Genomic DNA, 16254 nt, shown 5'->3' on the forward strand with positions numbered 1-16254 from the left:
ACAGGACCCGAATCCACGGTAGACAGAGCATTCCTCGGGTTTACTCATGGCTGAGCGGGCAACGATGTGCTGCGGCGTCGGACGGGGTTGGAGGTCACTTCTTGCGGGTGCTCGGAGCAGACGACGCCGCGGCGGATATCGCGGCGTCCGGCGGTGGGAAGGCACGGGGACTGTATGCGCTGGGGGCGGCGGGGGGACGGGTGCCGGAGTGGGTGGTGCTGGGCACCGATATCTTCGCCGCATACGTCGCCGCGCGCGGATCGACCGAGCTGGTCGCGGAATTCGGGCGGGTCACGGACCCGGACACGGCACTGGAGCCGGCGCGGCGGATCCGGGAGATGCTCCTCGCCGACCCGGGTGACGATACGCCCGGCCTCGCGGAGGTACGCGAGGTGCTGCGGTCGGCTTACGCGCGGGTGGGTGGCGGCGCCGTCGCGGTGCGGTCGTCGGCGACAGGCGAAGACGGTGGGACCGATTCCTATGCGGGCCAGTTCGATTCGTTTCTCAACATTTCCGGGGAGGCGGAAGTCGAGGCCCGGGTACGGGCCTGCTGGGCCTCCTGTTTCTCGGAGCGGGTGATCCGCTACGCCTTCGCGCGGGGTCGTCCGCTCACCACGGAGATGGCGGTTGTCCTGCAGCGCTTCGTGGCGGCCCGGGCGAGCGGGGTGCTGTTCACGGTGAACCCGACCACGGGGTCGCCGGAGGAATCGATGGTGAGCGCGGTGTACGGCCTGGGGGAAGGACTGGTTTCGGGGACGGTGGACGCCGATACGGTCCTGGTGGATACGACCGGCACGGTGCTCGAGTGGAATGTGGGCGACAAGGAGGTGGAGTATCTGGCCGGCCCGGGATCCGGGGTCGTGGTATCCGAGGTCGGCGCGCGACGGCGCGCGCTGCCGGTACTCGAGGCGGGGGAGGTGGCGGAGCTGGCGGCCCGTGGCCGGGAGCTCGCCGCCACGCTCGGGGGACCGCGGGACATCGAATGGGCGATCGATTCCGCGGGACTGTGGCTGCTACAGGCCCGGCCGGTTACGGCCATTTCACCGGCACCCGCCCCGGCCACCGTACGGCGCGGCGGGTTGCGCCTGATCCGCGGTGACGCCGCCGCCACCGCGGCCGTGATCCGCGGTGCGGGTGAAGACGTCCCGGCGGGGGAGATACGAATCTGGGACAACTCCAACATCATCGAGAGTTTCCAGGGCATCACCTCACCGTTGACCTTCACCGTCGCCGCCGGGATCTACGGCCGGGTGTACCGGGGATACGCGAAATCGCTGGGCGTGACGGGCGCGCAACTGCGCCAGACGGATACGTGGACTCCCCACCTGCTGGGCTGTTTCCACGGCCGGGTGTACTATAACCTGCTGCACTGGTATCGGATGGTGGGTATCGCACCCGGCTATCCGCTGAACCGCCGGGTGCTGGAGGCCGCGCTGGGGGTCGCGGAACCGCTCCCCGACGAGATCGCCCGGACCCTGCGGCCCTTCACCTTCGATTCGTGGCCGCGCCGGGCCTGGTCGCGGGCCCGGACGACAGCCGTCTACGCGCGTCGTATCGCTCGGATCGACGCGATGATGCAGGACTTCTACACCGAGTTCTACCGGGTCTACGACCGCTACGACGCGATGGACTACGTGAACGGGGAGCACGCCTACGCCGCCTATCGGCGGGTGGACCGGGACCTGGTGCTGCGCTGGGGACCGATGATGGTGCTGGACGCCATCCTGCTGACCCTCACCGGCACCATGTATCTGTTGACGAAGGCATTCCTGCCCGGGGCACCGGAATCGTTCCTGTACGCGGTGGTGGGGCCGGGCGCCGATATCGAATCGGCCGAACCCGCCCGCGCCATGACCGAATTGGCGCGCCGCGCGCAGGCCGAACCGGAGCTGGCCGCGGTGGTGATGTCCACCGAACCCGGCCGGGCGTATCAGGCGCTGCGGGAACGTGGATACGCCGATTTCCTGGCCGCGGTCGACGACTATCTCGATCGGTACGGCTACCGCAGTGTGGACGAGCTGAAACTGGAAGCGCCGGATCTGCGGGAGGACCCGGCGGGGCTGTTCGTGCTGTTGCGCAGCGCGCTGGGACGGGTCGCCGCCCCGGAACCGGTGGCCGGCGCGGCGGTGCCCGATCCCGGCGTCTACCTCGACGAGCGGCTCGGCGGCGGTATCCGCCGCCGCGTCTACGAGCGGGTGCGGGCGAAGACGGCGCGGTGCGCCGCGCACCGGGAGGGTCTGCGGTTCTGCCGGACCCGTGCGTTCGGGATCGTGAAGCGGATGATCCGGGTGATGGGCCGCGATCTCGCCGCGCGCGGGATCATCGACGATTTCCCCGATGTGTTCCTGCTGACCGTGGACGAGCTGCGCAACTGCTACGACCAGGTGCCGATGCCGGATCTGCGGGCGCGGATCGCGGCACGCAAGGTGGCGCGAACCGCCGATGCCGAACTCGTGGCTCCGGCCCGGTTCACCACGGTGGGGCCGGAGTTCACGGAGGACGAGCTGGCGGCGCAGGGGTGGGTACCGCTGACCGAAACCCCCGCCGCGGCCGATGGTGATGTGCTGGCCGGGACGCCGTCGGCGTCCGGGGTCGTGGAGGGGACCGCCGTGGTGGCGCACGAACCGCGCGATGTGGCGGGCGGGATCCTCATCGCCTACCGCACCGATCCGGGCTGGGTGGCGGCGCTGCCGTCGGCGTCGGCCCTGGTGATCGAACGCGGTAGTCCACTCACTCATGTGGCGATCGTCGCGCGGGAGCTCGGTGTACCGACCGTGGTGCAGGTGCCGGGGTGCACGGCGAGACTGCGCAGCGGGATGCGGATCCGGGTCGACGGGGCAGCGGGAACGGTGACGGTGCTTTCCGGAGGAGGGCCTGGAGATGGAATCTGACGGGTATGTGGCGGCGGTCCGGGATTGGCTCACCGCCCCCGCCACGGATACGGGGGTGTACTTCGCGGACGAGGGCACCGGCTGGGAATACCGGAGCTATGCCGAGCTGGCGGATCTGAGCTGGTCGATCGCGGAGCTGATGCGGGAGCGCGGTATGCGCGACCGGGCCGGGGTGTGTGTGGTGATGCCGACCGGATTCCCCTGCGCGGCAGCGTTCTACGCCGTCTGGGCCTGCGGCGGAGTGTTCACGCCGGTGGCGCCGCCCATGTACGGAGACCTCGAACAGTACGTGGCGCACGTGGGTTCGATTCTCGCGCAGGCGCGGCCGCTGCTCGTGGTGACCTCACCCGAGTTCCTCGAGCTGGCGCGGCAGGCGCATACGGCCGCCGGACGCGACGACGAACCGGTGGTGGTCGATCCGGCGACCCTGCCCGCCGCTCCTACGCGGCGGGTGTTCTCCGAACCCGACGACTGCGCACTGCTGCAGTTCACCTCCGGCTCCACCGGTACTCCCCGCGGCGTGCGGGTGAGCTGGCGGAACCTGGCGAACAATATCGCGATGATCACCGCGCTGGTGGACTGGCGGCCGGGCGAGGCCATGGTGTCGTGGCTGCCGCTTTACCACGATATGGGTCTGGTCGGCGCGTTTCTCACCACCGTCACCAACCAGGGCGATCTGTATCTGATGCGCCCGGATCAGTTCGTCCGCGACCCGGTGCGCTGGCTCCGGGCCATGACCCGCGCCCAGCATTCGCCGTCGCCGTCGTTCGCGCTCGGCTATGTGGCGCACCGGGTGCGGCCCCAGGATATCGCCGGACTCGATCTGTCGGGATGGCGGACGCTGGCGGTGGGCTCGGAACCGGTGGAGGTCGCGGATCTGCAGTCGTTCGCGCGGCTCACCGCGCCGCGGGGCTTCTCGATGAAGGCCTACACGCTGGCCTACGGGCTGGCCGAGGCGACGCTCATGGTGAGCTCCTCGGCTCGCGACCGGCCCATCACCTCGTTACGTCTCGATACCGCCGCGCTGCGGTTCGGGGAGCCGGTGACGGTCCTGGAGGAGCAGTCGCTGTCCGACGGCCGTACGGTGGCCGGGTCCGGGTGGATCAACGGCCTCGGGTTCTCGACGCCGGAATCGACCGTACACGTGGTGGACGCGAACGGGCACGAACTGCCCGACGGAACTCTCGGCGAGATGACGGTCACCGGTGGTTCGGTGGCCCTCGGCTATTCCGGCCCGCCGGGGCCCGCCTCCGCGACCCGGATCGAAGACGGGGTGCTGTACACCGGTGACGCCGGATTCCGCTACCGCGGAGAGGTTTTCGTCCTGGGGCGGATGGGTTCCAGTCTGAAGGTGCGCGGGCGGCCGGTGTTCATGGAGGACCTCGAATCCCGGGTGGCGCAGGAAACCGGTATCACCAAGGGGAAACTGGCCGCGGTGGCCGTACCCGATGCGGGAGAACCGGGGATCGCGCTGTTCGCCGAGGCGGCGCCCGGCGACTGGATCGCGCGGGCCCGCGAGATCATCGGCGGGCAGCTGGGTTCCGGACGTCCGGTCACCGTCGTCACCGGACCCCGCGGCATCATCCACCGCACCTCCAGCGGTAAGCCTCGACGCCGGCATATGTGGCAGCGTTTCCGTGCGGGCACGCTCGACGGCGCGGTGGTCCACCCGGCCGATCCGGCGCCGCTGCCCGCGGAGCGGGTCACCCGGCTGCTGGACGCGGCACTGGTCCAGGTGTCCGTACCGGCCGGTGCCGCCGTCCTGTTCGAGGGCTCGCTGGCCGAGGGGTTCGGTAACGCGGGCTCGGATGTGGATTTCCTGGTGGTCGCCCCCGGCGCAGAGGAGCTGCCGACCCTGCCCACGGTGTTGTTCGCCGAAGGGCGACGGGTGGAGATCCGGACCAGATCGGTCGCGCAGCTGCGCCGGCAGTTGTCGGCGGTCGCCTCGGCGCCGGACCCGGAACAACTGGACGAGGACGTGCTGAACCGCTGCCAGCGTTTCCTGCGGGCCACCGTGCTGCGATCCGGTGCGGAGGTGGACCTCGCGGAGCTGCGGGCCGTCCTCGGCCACGACGATTTCGCGGACCGTATCGCCCGCTGGTGGGTCGGCCGGGCGCGGCAGGCACTGCGTTACGCGGTGGCCTGGTACGGGCTGGGTGCCGGCGCGGACGCCGCCGGATGGGCGGCGGACGGGGTGCTGCAGGCGGTGAAGGCCTGGGCCGCGCGCCACGGTGAGACCTATCTCGAAACGAAATGGCTCCCCGAACAATTGCGCCGGCTCGGCCCTCGCGGTAGCGCGGTGGCGGACCGGTACCGGGTGTTCGATGCCGAGACCGCCGGTCTCGGCCCCGTGCTGGACTTCGCCGCGGAACTGGGTGTGGACGGGGTGAGCGACGATCCGGACCGGGTACTCTTCGCCCGCTTGCCCGGGGTTACCACCTGGCAGATCGGTGACCGCGTACATGTGCTGCGCGGTGACAGTGAGGTGTTCGTCCTGTCGGAACCGGCCGGGCGTGCCTGGCGGTCGGTGGTGTTCCGGCGTTCGATCGAGGCGATTCTGGGCCGAGCCGGTGATATCGGCGCGGAACTGGCCGAATTCGTGCGGCTGGGGTTCGTCGGATTGCAGTGGCGCGGAGGCGAGATGATCGCCCCGGCGCTCGCCATGTGCCCGGTGGCCCGGCCCTACACCCCGCCGCCCTGTGCCGCCGCTCCGGCACTGGGGGTGGCCGGTGCCGCGTCGGACGGGCGGCCGGTGGCCCTGTCGGCGCTGCCGGCGCACCGGTTCACCGAATGCGGGATGGGCCTGGTCTGGTCGAATATCGTGCTGGAGAACGCACGTGAGGATCTGACCGGTGCGATGAAGGACCGCCAGTGGGAGGTCGCCGATATCGCCGCGCACCGCATGTTGGCGATGGCGGTCCGGGTACTGCTGTGCGCCTACGGTGTTCATCCGCTACCTGCCGATGTGGCGGCGGGGCAGGTGCTTTCCCGTGTCCTGCCCCCGGACACGGCTCGGCGGACGGAAGTGCTCGACGCGCTCGAGCGTGCCCAGCGGGTGCGGTTCGCTCCGGCGGGAGACGATGCCGGGGCGGCGCTGAGCGTGCTGGAGGATTTCGTGGCGGTGGCCCGGGAGGTCGCCGGCGATACCCGGTTCCCCGCCTCTTTCGATTCGCGCGAGCAGTGGCGGCGCACCCTCGCCATCGGTTACGACTGGCTCCGGCTCGCGGGCTATCTGGATACCGACCTGCCCCTGGACGAAGCCCGTGACCTGTTGACCTCGGGCGGGCGGCAACCACATATCCGGGAAGGTGAGCAGTTGTGACCGAACCGAGCGTGGCAGCGCGGGTGTATCACGTGGTCGGGGCGATGGCGCCGAAGACGGATATCGCCTTCACCGACGAATCCCGGCTCATCGAGGATCTCGGGTTCGATTCGCTGCGATTGATGGAACTGACCGTCGTCCTGGAACGTACCTTCGGGTTGCCCGGTTACCGGCCGGAACAGCTGGCCGGGGTGCTGCGGGTGGGGCAGGTCGTGGCGTTGATCCGCGACACCCTGGATGCGGGGCGGCGATGATGGCCGGCGCGGTACTGGTGACCGGGGCGAGCGGTCTGGTCGGATCCGAGGTGGTGGCTCGATTGCGGTCGGCGGGCCGGGCGGTGGTGGCGCTGCGGCACAGCAATGCCGCCGTCGTCGGCAACGACGGGCGGCCGGTGGCCGTGGACGATATCCGTGCCGGCGATGTGCGGCGGCCGGGGTTCGGCATGGATGCCACGACACTCGCCGAGTTGGCCGGGCACGTCGATACGATCGTGCACTGCGCGGCGACCACCGCGTTCGATGCCACCGACGCGGAGTACGCGGAACTGAACGTGGGCGGTACCACCCGTGCGATCGAGCTCGCGCTGGACTGGGACGTACCGCTCGTGCACGTCGGTACCGCCTACGTGTGCGGTATGCGCGGCGGGGTGATCGCCGAGGACGAACTGGATCGCGGGCAGGAGTTCGGGAATCGATACGAGGCGAGCAAGTTCGCCGCCGAGAAGGCGATCCGGGCGGCACCCGGGTTGCGCTGGTCGGTGGTACGGCCGGGAATCGTCACCGGCGCCACGGGCACCGGGGCGATCCGCGAGTACAAGAATCTCTACACCGTGGTGAAACTGATGGTCGAGGGCAAATTGCGGACCTTGCCCGGACGCTACGACGCCACCGTCTCCCTCGCCCCGGTGGACCATGTGGCCGAGGTGATCGCCGCCGCGGTGCTGGACTTCGGCGCGGCGGCCGGACATACACTGCACGCGGTCGGCCGGGAGACGTTGTCACTGCGCGAGATATCCGATGTCCTCGCCGAATACCCCTCGTTCGAGGTCGCCACCTTCGTGCCCGAAACCAGTTTCGCCGAAACCGATCTGGGGTCGATCGAACGCGAATACTATCGCCGTATCGGCTCTCTCTACACCAGTTATTTCACCCGTCGGCTCGTCTTCGACACCACATACGCCGACTCCCTGCTCGGGCGCGCCGCGCCCGAATCGGGGAAGGAGTATCTCCGTTCGCTTCTGGATCACTGCCTGGAGACCGGCTATCTCGGTGATCCGCTTCCGGGTATCGAGGAAGTTCTCGCGGGAACGAGGTGGCCGGTGTGACCGCCGCGAAGCAGCCCGGGGCCGAGGGGCCGGCGGATCCGGTCGCCGCTCTGCTGGCCGCCTCGACGCCGTATCCGGACAAGGTCGCCGCCTACCTGAACGACACCTATCTGCTGGAAACCGTGGAACAGCTCTGGCGGCTGAAGATCGATGCCCGCGCGTTCGCGTGGCGGCATTCGCTGCTGCTGCTCAAACCCGACGCCATCGTCGCGCGCGCGGTGGAGACAACACTGAAATGGTTGTCGCACAATAATTTCCGTGTTGTGGACGCGGCAATCGTGCCGGTGAACCGGCATCTGGTCCGCGCGCTGTGGTACTACGCCTGGAATATCGCCTCCCCGGAGCGTCGCCGCCTGGCCGATCTGCTGGTCGGTATCTCCGATGCCCTGCTGCTCGTCGTCACCGGTCCCGACGGCGAGCTGCCGACCCCGGTGCGGCTGACCGCCGCCAAAGGACCCACCGATCCCCGCAAACGCCGGCCCGGGGAACTCCGTCACCTGCTCGGCCAGCGGAACTTCCTGCTGAACCTCGTCCACACCCCCGACGACCCCGCCGACGTGCTGCGGGAACTGGCCATCTACTTCGACGAGCAGCGCCGCGCCGAAGTGCTCTCCCGGGCCTACGCCGGTGTCGATCACGCCGAATCCGCGCGCGCGTTCGCCGATGTCCTCTATGCCCGCACCCCTTGTCGCTCCTTCGACCGGGACGTCGCCCTGGAGCGGGTCCTGCGGGATCTCGACCGCGCCGGCGCGCCCGCGCCACCGGATCTCGACAGCGGTTCCGACGAGATCTGCGCGGCCGTACTGACGCGCGCGCTGGTGTCCGGGCACGATATCGATCCCTGGTCGGCGATAGTCCTCGGATCGCGGGTACTGCCCATGCGAGTCGGCGCCGGACCGCAGACGCTGCGGCCCGTGACCGTCGCGGACTGGAGGGAGGAGTGGCGATGAGTCTGGAAGCGGTGGGGTCGGAGGTCGCCCACCAGCAATCCATCCGCCGGGAGTTGACCCACCGGGCCGCGGTCGCGGAGGTTTTCGTCACCTCACTGGCCGAGCGGGGCGCCGGGCGATTCGTGGCAGGGGCGCAACTGCCGCGGATGCACGCCTACTTCGGGGATCATCTCGGCGAGCTCGCCGCCCGGCACGATCCACTCGTCGTCATGGAGGCGGCACGGCAGACCGCCATCGCGATCACGCACGAGTTCTACGGGGTGCCGCTGGATTCGGCGTTCACGGTGCGGACCTTCAACGGCGACTGCGCCGGTGACCCGGCCTGGTTGTGCGGGCCGGACCCCACCGATCTCGTGCTGGCGGTCGAGGTGCCCCGGACCCATTCCCGCGGTGGTGTACCGGTGGGGCTCGATATGATCCTCGAGATCTTCCGGGACGACAGTCCACTCATGACCGTCGACGGCTCCTTCTCCTGGACATCACCGCAGCGGTGGGCGCGGGCTCGTGCGGCGATCCGCGGTGAGCTGGGGTTGCCCGCCGCTCCCGGGGCGCCGGTCGCCGGCGGCCGGGCCGCCGCTGCCGTGGTGGCCCGGGAGAATCCGCGCAACGTGATCGTGGACGAGCCGGTGCACGAGACCGATTCCGTATGCGCGCGACTGTCCCCCGACCCCGCGCATCCGTTCCTGTTCGACCACCGGCTCGACCATCTCCCGGGCAGCCTGCTGCTCGAGGCCGCCCGCCAGACCGCCTCGACCCTGCTCATCCCGCGGAGTGCGGTGCTACCCCGGCTGATCGGGGTGACCAGTGCGTTCGGCCGTTTCGTGGAACTGGACAGGCCGGCATACTGCGCAGCGACGCTATCGGCGGTGGCGGCGGATCAGGCCGCGGTGCACTGCGTGATCAGCCAGGAAGGCAGGGCCGCCGCGGAACTGGAGCTCGCCTTCCTGGGCGACTGGCAGGCCCTGTGAACGCCGCCGGAACCCGGCGATCGGCGGTGCGGTCCCCCGGTACGGTGCGGCGGCTGGTCGACTTCACCCGGGTGATGTACAAACCGCACTATCTGCTCTACGGGGTGCTCTGGGTTTTCGCCCTGGAAGCCACTCTCGCCCTGCTCGTCGCTCCGGCGCAGTCCTGGCGGCCCACGGGGGCGACTGTCCTGCGCGTGGTGATCGTCGCCTTCGTCCTGCTCTACCTGCGCATGGTGGACGAGCAGAAGGACCTCGACTACGACCGCGTGCACAATCCGGACCGCCCGCTGGTCACCGGTGCGGTATCGGCCACCGATCTGCGGCTGGGGATGGCGGTGATCGCGGCCGGCGCCGTCGCGGCGAGTCTGCTGCTCTCCGCCCGTTCGGCCGTGGCGTGTGCGGTGGTGCTCCTGTACGGGCTGGCGCTGTGGGGCGCCGAGCGCGTCTCGGCCCGGCTCCGCGAGGAGCTGCTACCGAATCTGGTGATCACCTATCCGGTGCAGCTGCTGGTCACCGCCTATGTGCTGATCTCGGTGCTCGACACCGCCGGTCCGTCCCCGGCCGGGCACCCGGCGTGTGCCGGCTGCCCGGCGCGGAGCGCGGAGTTCTGGTCCCTCGCGCCCGTCGCCCTGATCTTCGCGGGTGCCTTCCTGCAGTTCGAGTTCGCCCGCAAAACGGCCCACGAACGCCGGCCGGGCGAGCACTACTACTCCAACGTTCTCGGTGCCCGCGGTAGTACCGCTGTCGCACTGCTGTGCGTGGCCCTGGCGGTGGGGGCCGATCTGCTGTTGGTACGGCCATGGGAGCAGGGTGGGGTCCGGGAGGCGGTGGGGCTGCTGGTGGTGCCGCTCGCCGTGGTCCCGGTCGTCGGCGCGGTACGGTTCCTGCGGGTTCGCACCGCGGAGTATCCGTTGCTCCCGCCGGTGCTGTTCATCCTGCTGCTGTACGTGCTCCTCATCGCCCAATCCGTCCCGCCGCGATGACCGCGTAGGGCGCGCGTGGCGGTGCCGTGGCATCCGCGCACGTCAGCGCCCGGAACCGGCTCCGCTCTGCGAGAATGCGTCCGTGCACCTCGCGATCGGTCTGGTGATCCTCGTAGCGTCCGCCGCGGCGGTGGCGGCGCTCGCGCGGCGGGCGGGGATCTCCGAACCGCTGGCCCTGACGGTGGCCGGGGTGGCCGCCTCGTATCTGCCGTTCGTGCCCGAAGTGCATCTGGAACCGGAGATCGTGCTGCTGGGCCTGCTGCCGCCCCTGCTGTACACCGCGGCCATCCGCACCTCACTGGTGGATTTCCGGGCCGATATCGGCACCATCGTCTCGCTGTCGGTGGGATTGGTGCTGTTCAGTACGTTCGCCGTCGCGCTGGTGGTGTGGTGGCTGCTGCCGGTGCCGTTCGCGGTGGCCGTCGCACTGGGCGCGGTGGTGGCACCACCGGACGCCGTGGCGGCCACGACGGTGGCCCGCCGGATCGGTATGCCGCGGCGCCTCGTCACCCTCCTGGAGGACGAATCCCTGTTCAACGACGCGACCGCGCTGGTCGCCCTGCGCACCGCGATCGCCGCGTCCGCGGGCGCGGTCTCGGTATGGCAGGTCGGCGGTGATTTCCTGCTCGCCGCCGGAGGCGGTGCGGTGGTCGGTATCGCGGTCGCGTACCTGCTGGCGCTGCTGCGCCGCCGGATCACCGACCCGGTACTCGATACGACGCTGTCGTTCCTGGCTCCTTTCCTCGCCTACCTGCCGGCGGAGGAAATCCACGCCTCCGGGGTCATCGCGGTGGTCACCTGCGGGATGATCCTCGGTCACAACGCGCCGGTCTGGCAGAGCGCGGCGTCGCGGACGGCGGAACGGATCAACTGGCGCACCGTTCAGTTCATCCTGGAGAGTGCGGTGTTCCTCGTCATCGGACTCCAGGTGCGGGCCATCGTCGAGGAGGCGTGGGAGAGCGGCCTCGACCACGGCACCCTGATCGCCGCGGCCGTCGCGGTCCTGCTGGCCGTCGTGCTGGCCCGGCCCGTATGGGTGTTCACCTGGGTTCTGCTCGCCCGGGCGATCGGCCGCTCAGCGGTACCGCTGACCCATCCGACGGTGGTCTCCTGGGCGGGAATGCGCGGGGTGGTCACGCTGGCCGCGGTTCTGCTGCTGCCGGCGGACACCCCGCAGCTACCGGTCCTGAAGCTACTGGCGCTGGTCGTCGTCGGGGGCACCCTACTGCTGCAGGGCACCTCGCTGCCGTGGCTGGTGCGCCTGCTGCGGCTGCGTGGACCCAGCCGCGCCGAGGACGCCCTGCAGAAGGCGACCCTGCTGACCCGGGCCGCCACCGCGGGGCTCGCCGCCCTCGACGCCGCGGTGGCTCCGGACACCCCGGACGAAGTGGTGCGCTCGCTGCGCGACCGGGTGTCCTGGCGGACGAATGCCGCCTGGGAACGGCTCGGCCGCCCGGAATCCGAGCAGGCCACTCCGACCGCCGAGTACCGGCGGCTGCGCTTGGAGATGCTGCGCGCCGAACGGGAAACCGTGCTGAAGGTGCGCGACGCGGGTGAGGCGGACTACGAGATCCTGCAGCATGTGCTGGTCCGGCTCGATCTGGAGGAGTCGATGATCGACCGGTTCGACGAGAAGGAGGCCGAGGAACGGGCCGAACCGCTGGTGGGCCCGGCCGGCGCGGCGGAGAACTGCGCGCATCTGCGGGCGGCACCGCTGCTGCGCGAATCGGAAACGCCGGATGTCTGTGCCGAATGCGTGGCGGAGGGGCTCACCTGGGTGCATCTGCGGATGTGTCTGCGCTGCGGCCATATCGGTTGCTGTGACTCCTCACCCGGTAACCATGCCGCCGGGCATTTCGCCGCCACCCGGCATCCGGTGATCCGCAGCATCGAGCCCGGGGAGGCGTGGCGCTGGTGCTATCTGGACGAAATGCTGGGTTAGCGGGACCGGAGGGCGACCGGTAACCGGGTGGGGGCGGCGACGAAATCGCCGCTGGAGGGCCGCACCCGGTAGGCCGGATCCGGGGCCGGTGTCCAGCGGGTGAACAGGGCCGCGGTCGCGAGGGTGATGGTGAGCAGGGCGAAATTGTTGCCCGGGCAATGCCGGGTGCCGACGCCGAAGGGCAGGACGGCCTTCTTGTCGATGGCCTCCACTCGGCCGGGTGACCAGCGGTCCGGGTCGAAAACGCCGGGCCGGGCATAGTGGCGCGGGTCGTGGTGGATCAGGTAGGGGCTGTAGACGATGACCGTGCCGTCGGGCAGCGTCAGATCGCCGAAGACGACCGGACCGTCCGCGTTCTGGATGCTCACCCACGGCCCCCAGTAGCGGAGGGTTTCGAGAATCACCTGCCGCAGGTACGGCAGTGCGCTCACCACCTCGGGCCGCAGCGGTCCGGCGCCGACCGCCGTATCGAGTTCCGCGCGAACGGTCGCGGCGATATCCGGATCGCGCATGATCTCGTGCCACACCCAGCCCAGAATGGAGGCGGTGGAACCGACCCCGGCGGCGAGCATGAGGATCAGTTCGTCGACGATCTCCTCGTCGGTGAGCGCGGTACCGGTTTCCGGGTCGATATGGTGTACCAGCGCGGACAGCACATCGTGGTAGTCGTGCCCGGCGGCGCGACAGGCCGCGACCACCGCGCCGATCTCGCCGCGCAGCGCGGCGGCCTTGGCGGCGAACCGGCGGTTGGCCACCACCCGCAGTCGGCGCACCGGTGCGGGCAGCGCGCCTCGTTGCACCACCTGTTTCAGCAGCCACGGAATGTTCTGCCGCACCTGTATTTTGGCAGCCGCGCCGAAATCGGCACGGAAGAGAGTGGAGGAGATGGCATCGAGGACCAGCTGATGCGCGGCGTCCATCAGATCCACCGGGCGGCGGGCGGGTAGCGCCGCGGCCCACCCCTCGGCGAGGGGTGCGATGACGGCGGCGTAGTCGTGCAACCGGCGTTGCCGCAGAGCGGGGGCGATCATCCGGCGCCGCAGCTCGTGTGGCGTTCCGCTGAGTACGTTCGAGGCGTCGCGGATCACCTCGTGAACGGCTTCGCGCAGATCGTCGCGGTGGAATTCACCCGCGGTGCCGAACCCGACCCGGCGCACGAGCTCCGGGGTGGTCAGCACGTAGGCGGGACGAGGTCCCAGATGGATCCGCACGATCGGGCCCACCGCGGCCAGCGACCGGACGAAGGCGAGGCTGTTCCCCAGCGCGGCGGCACTGTGCCCCAGCAGCGGCAGCCGCCCGGGCGCGGTCGGGATCTCCGCGGGAGTGCGCGGCATCCGGTGGGCCGGATTGCGGGTCACGAGGTCGGTGTAGATCTCCACGAGCCGGGGCGTGAGCGCGGATTGACGTAGCGGTAGGTCCGTGGTGGCCGCCGCGGTCCGCATGGCGGCGAGCCGCTCGGGTGCCTGCGCCAGCTCCGCGAGGGTTTCGGTGATCGCCGCCACAGTGGCGTCCCGGGTACGGATTCCGCTACCGGAGGGAACGGATTCGTCGAGTTCGGGATCGCAATAGACCACCGGCAGCCCGACCGCGGCCGCCTCGAGCAACGCCATGCCCTGCGTGTCGAATCCCAGTGAGGGAAACAGCAGCACATCGTGTTCTCGCATGGCGCGCAGACATTCCCGCTGCTCGACGGCACCGTGGAACCGCACCCGGTGCGTGGCCCGGTGCGCGGCGGTCAACCGGCGGGCGGATTCGAGCTGATCGCCGCCGCCGTAGACGTCCAGGGTGCAGCCCGGTACCGCCAGCACCGCCTCGACCGCGGCCAGGGGCCGCTTCTCCGCGGACAATCGCGCGCACCAGAGGACCCGCAGCGGCCGTCCGGGCAGTGGGGTGCCGGGGTCCGTGGCCGGTAATCCGGCGAGTAGTTCGTCGTCTATTCCGTTCGATACCACGTGCAGCGGCCCACGCAGCCCGTGCGCCCGTAGACGGCGGGCGAAATGCGCGGAGGGGACGAGCACCGAATCCGCCGCCTGCGCTTGGGCGATCATGGTCCGCCAGGCGTGCCGGGCGGCCCGGGATTCCGGATTACGCGGCATCCGCCCCCGGTGCGGGACGAACCGGCCGTGCAGCGCGCGCATCGCCAGCGCCGCCGCGTACGGGGCGGGGGAGGTGTACCGCAGGAAGACATCGTCGCGGCTGTGGAGCGTCTGAACCAGTGGGATGCCATGGCGCCGTGCGGCTTTCACTCCCGCCACGGCCACTCCGTAGGTGGTGTGCGCGTGGACGAGGTCGACGGGCCCGCGCTCGGCGAAGACCGTATCGATATGCCGATTGCCGGCCCGGGTCGGCAGCACCACGGCGAATCCGTTCACCGATACCCCCGCGAGTCCCGAAAGAACCACGAGCCCCGGGTCCGGTTCGGTAGATTCCGGTCCGGGAGCGGTGAATACCGTCACCCGGTGCCCGCCACGCTCCAGCCCACGCCGTGCGGCGGCGACCGAGGACTGGATACCGCCGGCCGTTCCGGGGTGGAAATCGGTGAACAGCGCGATATGCATGTCCCCCACGGTAGTTAGGGAGCTTTGATGAAAGTCGCAATTCCGTTGACCGGAACCCGGGGCGATGTACAGCCCGCTCTCGCACTCGGATTGGAATTGCGTGCACGCGGCCACGAGGTGACTGTCGGCGCACCCCCCAATCTCGTCGATTTCACCGCCGCGACCGGGCTCGGGGCGCAGACCTGCGGTCCCGATGTACAACAGCTGTATTCCTCCGAAGAAGGGCAGCGGGCGCTCGCGGCGGGCAGCAGCCTGCGGTTGATGCAGCTCGTGGGCGAGCAGATGGCCGAGTACGCCGAGCGGATGAACCGGGAGGTCGTCGCGGTCTGCTCGGGGGCGGACGTGATCGTGTCGACGCTGCTCACCGAGGACCGTGCCGCCTCGGTATCGGAGGCTTCCGGGACGCCGATGGTGACCATGCACGGTTTTCCCGGTCGCAAAACCGGCGTCTATCCGTTCCCGGGAACACTTCCCCCGCATTGGCGGCCCCCGGCGCCGGTCAACCGGGCCACCTGGGCCGTGGCGGAGAACCTGCGGCGAGTGGTGTTCATGCGCTACCTGAACCAGCTCCGCCGCGAACTGGGCCTACCGCGGACAACCCGGAGCCCGGCGGCGATGCTGGCCGCCCGCGGGGTGCCGGAGATCCAGATCTACGACCCCGCGCTGGTACCGGGGCTCGCCGAGGACTGGGGCGATCGCCGGCCCCTGGTCGGGTTCCTGGCGCTACCGCGGGAGGCCCGGGAAGCGGTGGGGGAACTCGCCGACGACCACGCCGATCTGCTGGCCTGGATCGCCGACGGTGCCCCGCCGGTCTACTACGGCTTCGGGAGTATGCCGATCCGCGATACCCGTCGGGTACTGGCCATGGTGGCCGAGGTGAGTCGCCGGCTCGGCCGCCGAGCCCTGGTCAGCGCGGGCTGGAGCGATCTGGATACGGCGAACGCGGAAGCCGGCGAACAGGTGCGGGTGGTCGGGCCGGTGGCCCACGATCTGGTTTTCCCGCGCTGTGCCGCCGCGGTCCATCACGGCGGTATCGGTACCACTTTCGAAAGCCTGCGTGCCGGTCTGCCCACGCTGGTCTGCTCGGTATCGTTCGATCAGCCGATGTGGGGCGGGCAGGTGGAACGGTTGGGCGTGGGGGCGCATCTGCCGTTCGGGAAACTGGAACCAGATCGGCTGACCGCCGCCGTGCGTTCTCTGCTGGAACCGTCCATCGCCCGCCGGACGGCGCTGCTGGCCGAATCCCTGCGCAAGAGGTCGGACGCGACGGTCCGGACGGCCGACCTGGTCGAGGCCGCGACGAAGTGATCCGGACG

General features: G+C 70.1%; 10 protein-coding genes. 9 read left to right on the plus strand and 1 reads right to left on the minus strand.

The genetic code is table 11. The features are described from left to right. The first annotated feature begins 107 nt into the window (after nucleotides 1-107). The 8 genes from ACYR7D_RS12880 (at nucleotide 108) to ACYR7D_RS12915 (ending at nucleotide 12380) form a co-directional block, all read left to right on the plus strand. Entirely contained in the window at nucleotides 108-2891 is a 2784-nt protein-coding gene (locus tag ACYR7D_RS12880) for a PEP/pyruvate-binding domain-containing protein (protein WP_459549743.1), read from the plus strand. Next, entirely contained in the window at nucleotides 2881-6213 is a 3333-nt protein-coding gene (locus ACYR7D_RS12885; RefSeq protein ID WP_459549744.1) for an AMP-binding protein, read from the plus strand. The genes ACYR7D_RS12880 and ACYR7D_RS12885 overlap by 11 nt, the downstream gene beginning before the upstream one ends. Then, the gene (locus ACYR7D_RS12890) at nucleotides 6210-6467 is read left to right on the plus strand and encodes an acyl carrier protein (protein ID WP_459549745.1); all 258 of its coding nucleotides are present in this window, start codon (nucleotides 6210-6212) and stop codon (nucleotides 6465-6467) included. The genes ACYR7D_RS12885 and ACYR7D_RS12890 overlap by 4 nt, the downstream gene beginning before the upstream one ends. Continuing rightward, complete coding sequence (locus ACYR7D_RS12895; RefSeq protein WP_459549746.1) at nucleotides 6464-7537, plus strand: SDR family oxidoreductase; 1074 nt, start codon at nucleotides 6464-6466, stop codon at nucleotides 7535-7537. The genes ACYR7D_RS12890 and ACYR7D_RS12895 overlap by 4 nt, the downstream gene beginning before the upstream one ends. Next, the gene (locus ACYR7D_RS12900) at nucleotides 7534-8487 is read left to right on the plus strand and encodes a nucleoside-diphosphate kinase (protein ID WP_459549747.1); all 954 of its coding nucleotides are present in this window, start codon (nucleotides 7534-7536) and stop codon (nucleotides 8485-8487) included. Before ACYR7D_RS12895 ends, ACYR7D_RS12900 begins: the two co-directional genes overlap by 4 nt. Further along, the gene (locus tag ACYR7D_RS12905; RefSeq protein WP_459549748.1) at nucleotides 8484-9455 is read left to right on the plus strand and encodes a ScbA/BarX family gamma-butyrolactone biosynthesis protein; all 972 of its coding nucleotides are present in this window, start codon (nucleotides 8484-8486) and stop codon (nucleotides 9453-9455) included. Before ACYR7D_RS12900 ends, ACYR7D_RS12905 begins: the two co-directional genes overlap by 4 nt. Beyond that, the gene (locus tag ACYR7D_RS12910; protein WP_459549749.1) at nucleotides 9452-10438 is read left to right on the plus strand and encodes a hypothetical protein; all 987 of its coding nucleotides are present in this window, start codon (nucleotides 9452-9454) and stop codon (nucleotides 10436-10438) included. Before ACYR7D_RS12905 ends, ACYR7D_RS12910 begins: the two co-directional genes overlap by 4 nt. 82 nt (nucleotides 10439-10520) lie before the next feature. Next, nucleotides 10521-12380 carry a Na+/H+ antiporter gene (locus ACYR7D_RS12915; RefSeq protein ID WP_459549750.1) on the plus strand — a complete coding sequence of 620 codons (1860 nt, stop codon included), beginning with the start codon at nucleotides 10521-10523 and terminating at the stop codon, nucleotides 12378-12380. On the opposite strand, the gene ACYR7D_RS12920 is transcribed toward ACYR7D_RS12915, so the two are convergent. Beyond that, the gene (locus ACYR7D_RS12920) at nucleotides 12377-14938 is read right to left on the minus strand and encodes a cytochrome P450 (protein WP_459549751.1); all 2562 of its coding nucleotides are present in this window, start codon (nucleotides 14936-14938) and stop codon (nucleotides 12377-12379) included. The genes ACYR7D_RS12915 and ACYR7D_RS12920 overlap by 4 nt on opposite strands. A gap of 27 nt (nucleotides 14939-14965) precedes the next feature. On the opposite strand from ACYR7D_RS12920, the gene ACYR7D_RS12925 reads away from it, so the two are divergent. Continuing rightward, nucleotides 14966-16246, plus strand: a complete 1281-nt coding sequence (locus ACYR7D_RS12925; RefSeq protein WP_459549752.1) for a glycosyltransferase — start codon at nucleotides 14966-14968, stop codon at nucleotides 16244-16246. Nucleotides 16247-16254 lie beyond the last annotated feature (8 nt).

It is taken from the genome of Nocardia sp. X0981 (genome assembly GCF_977089955.1).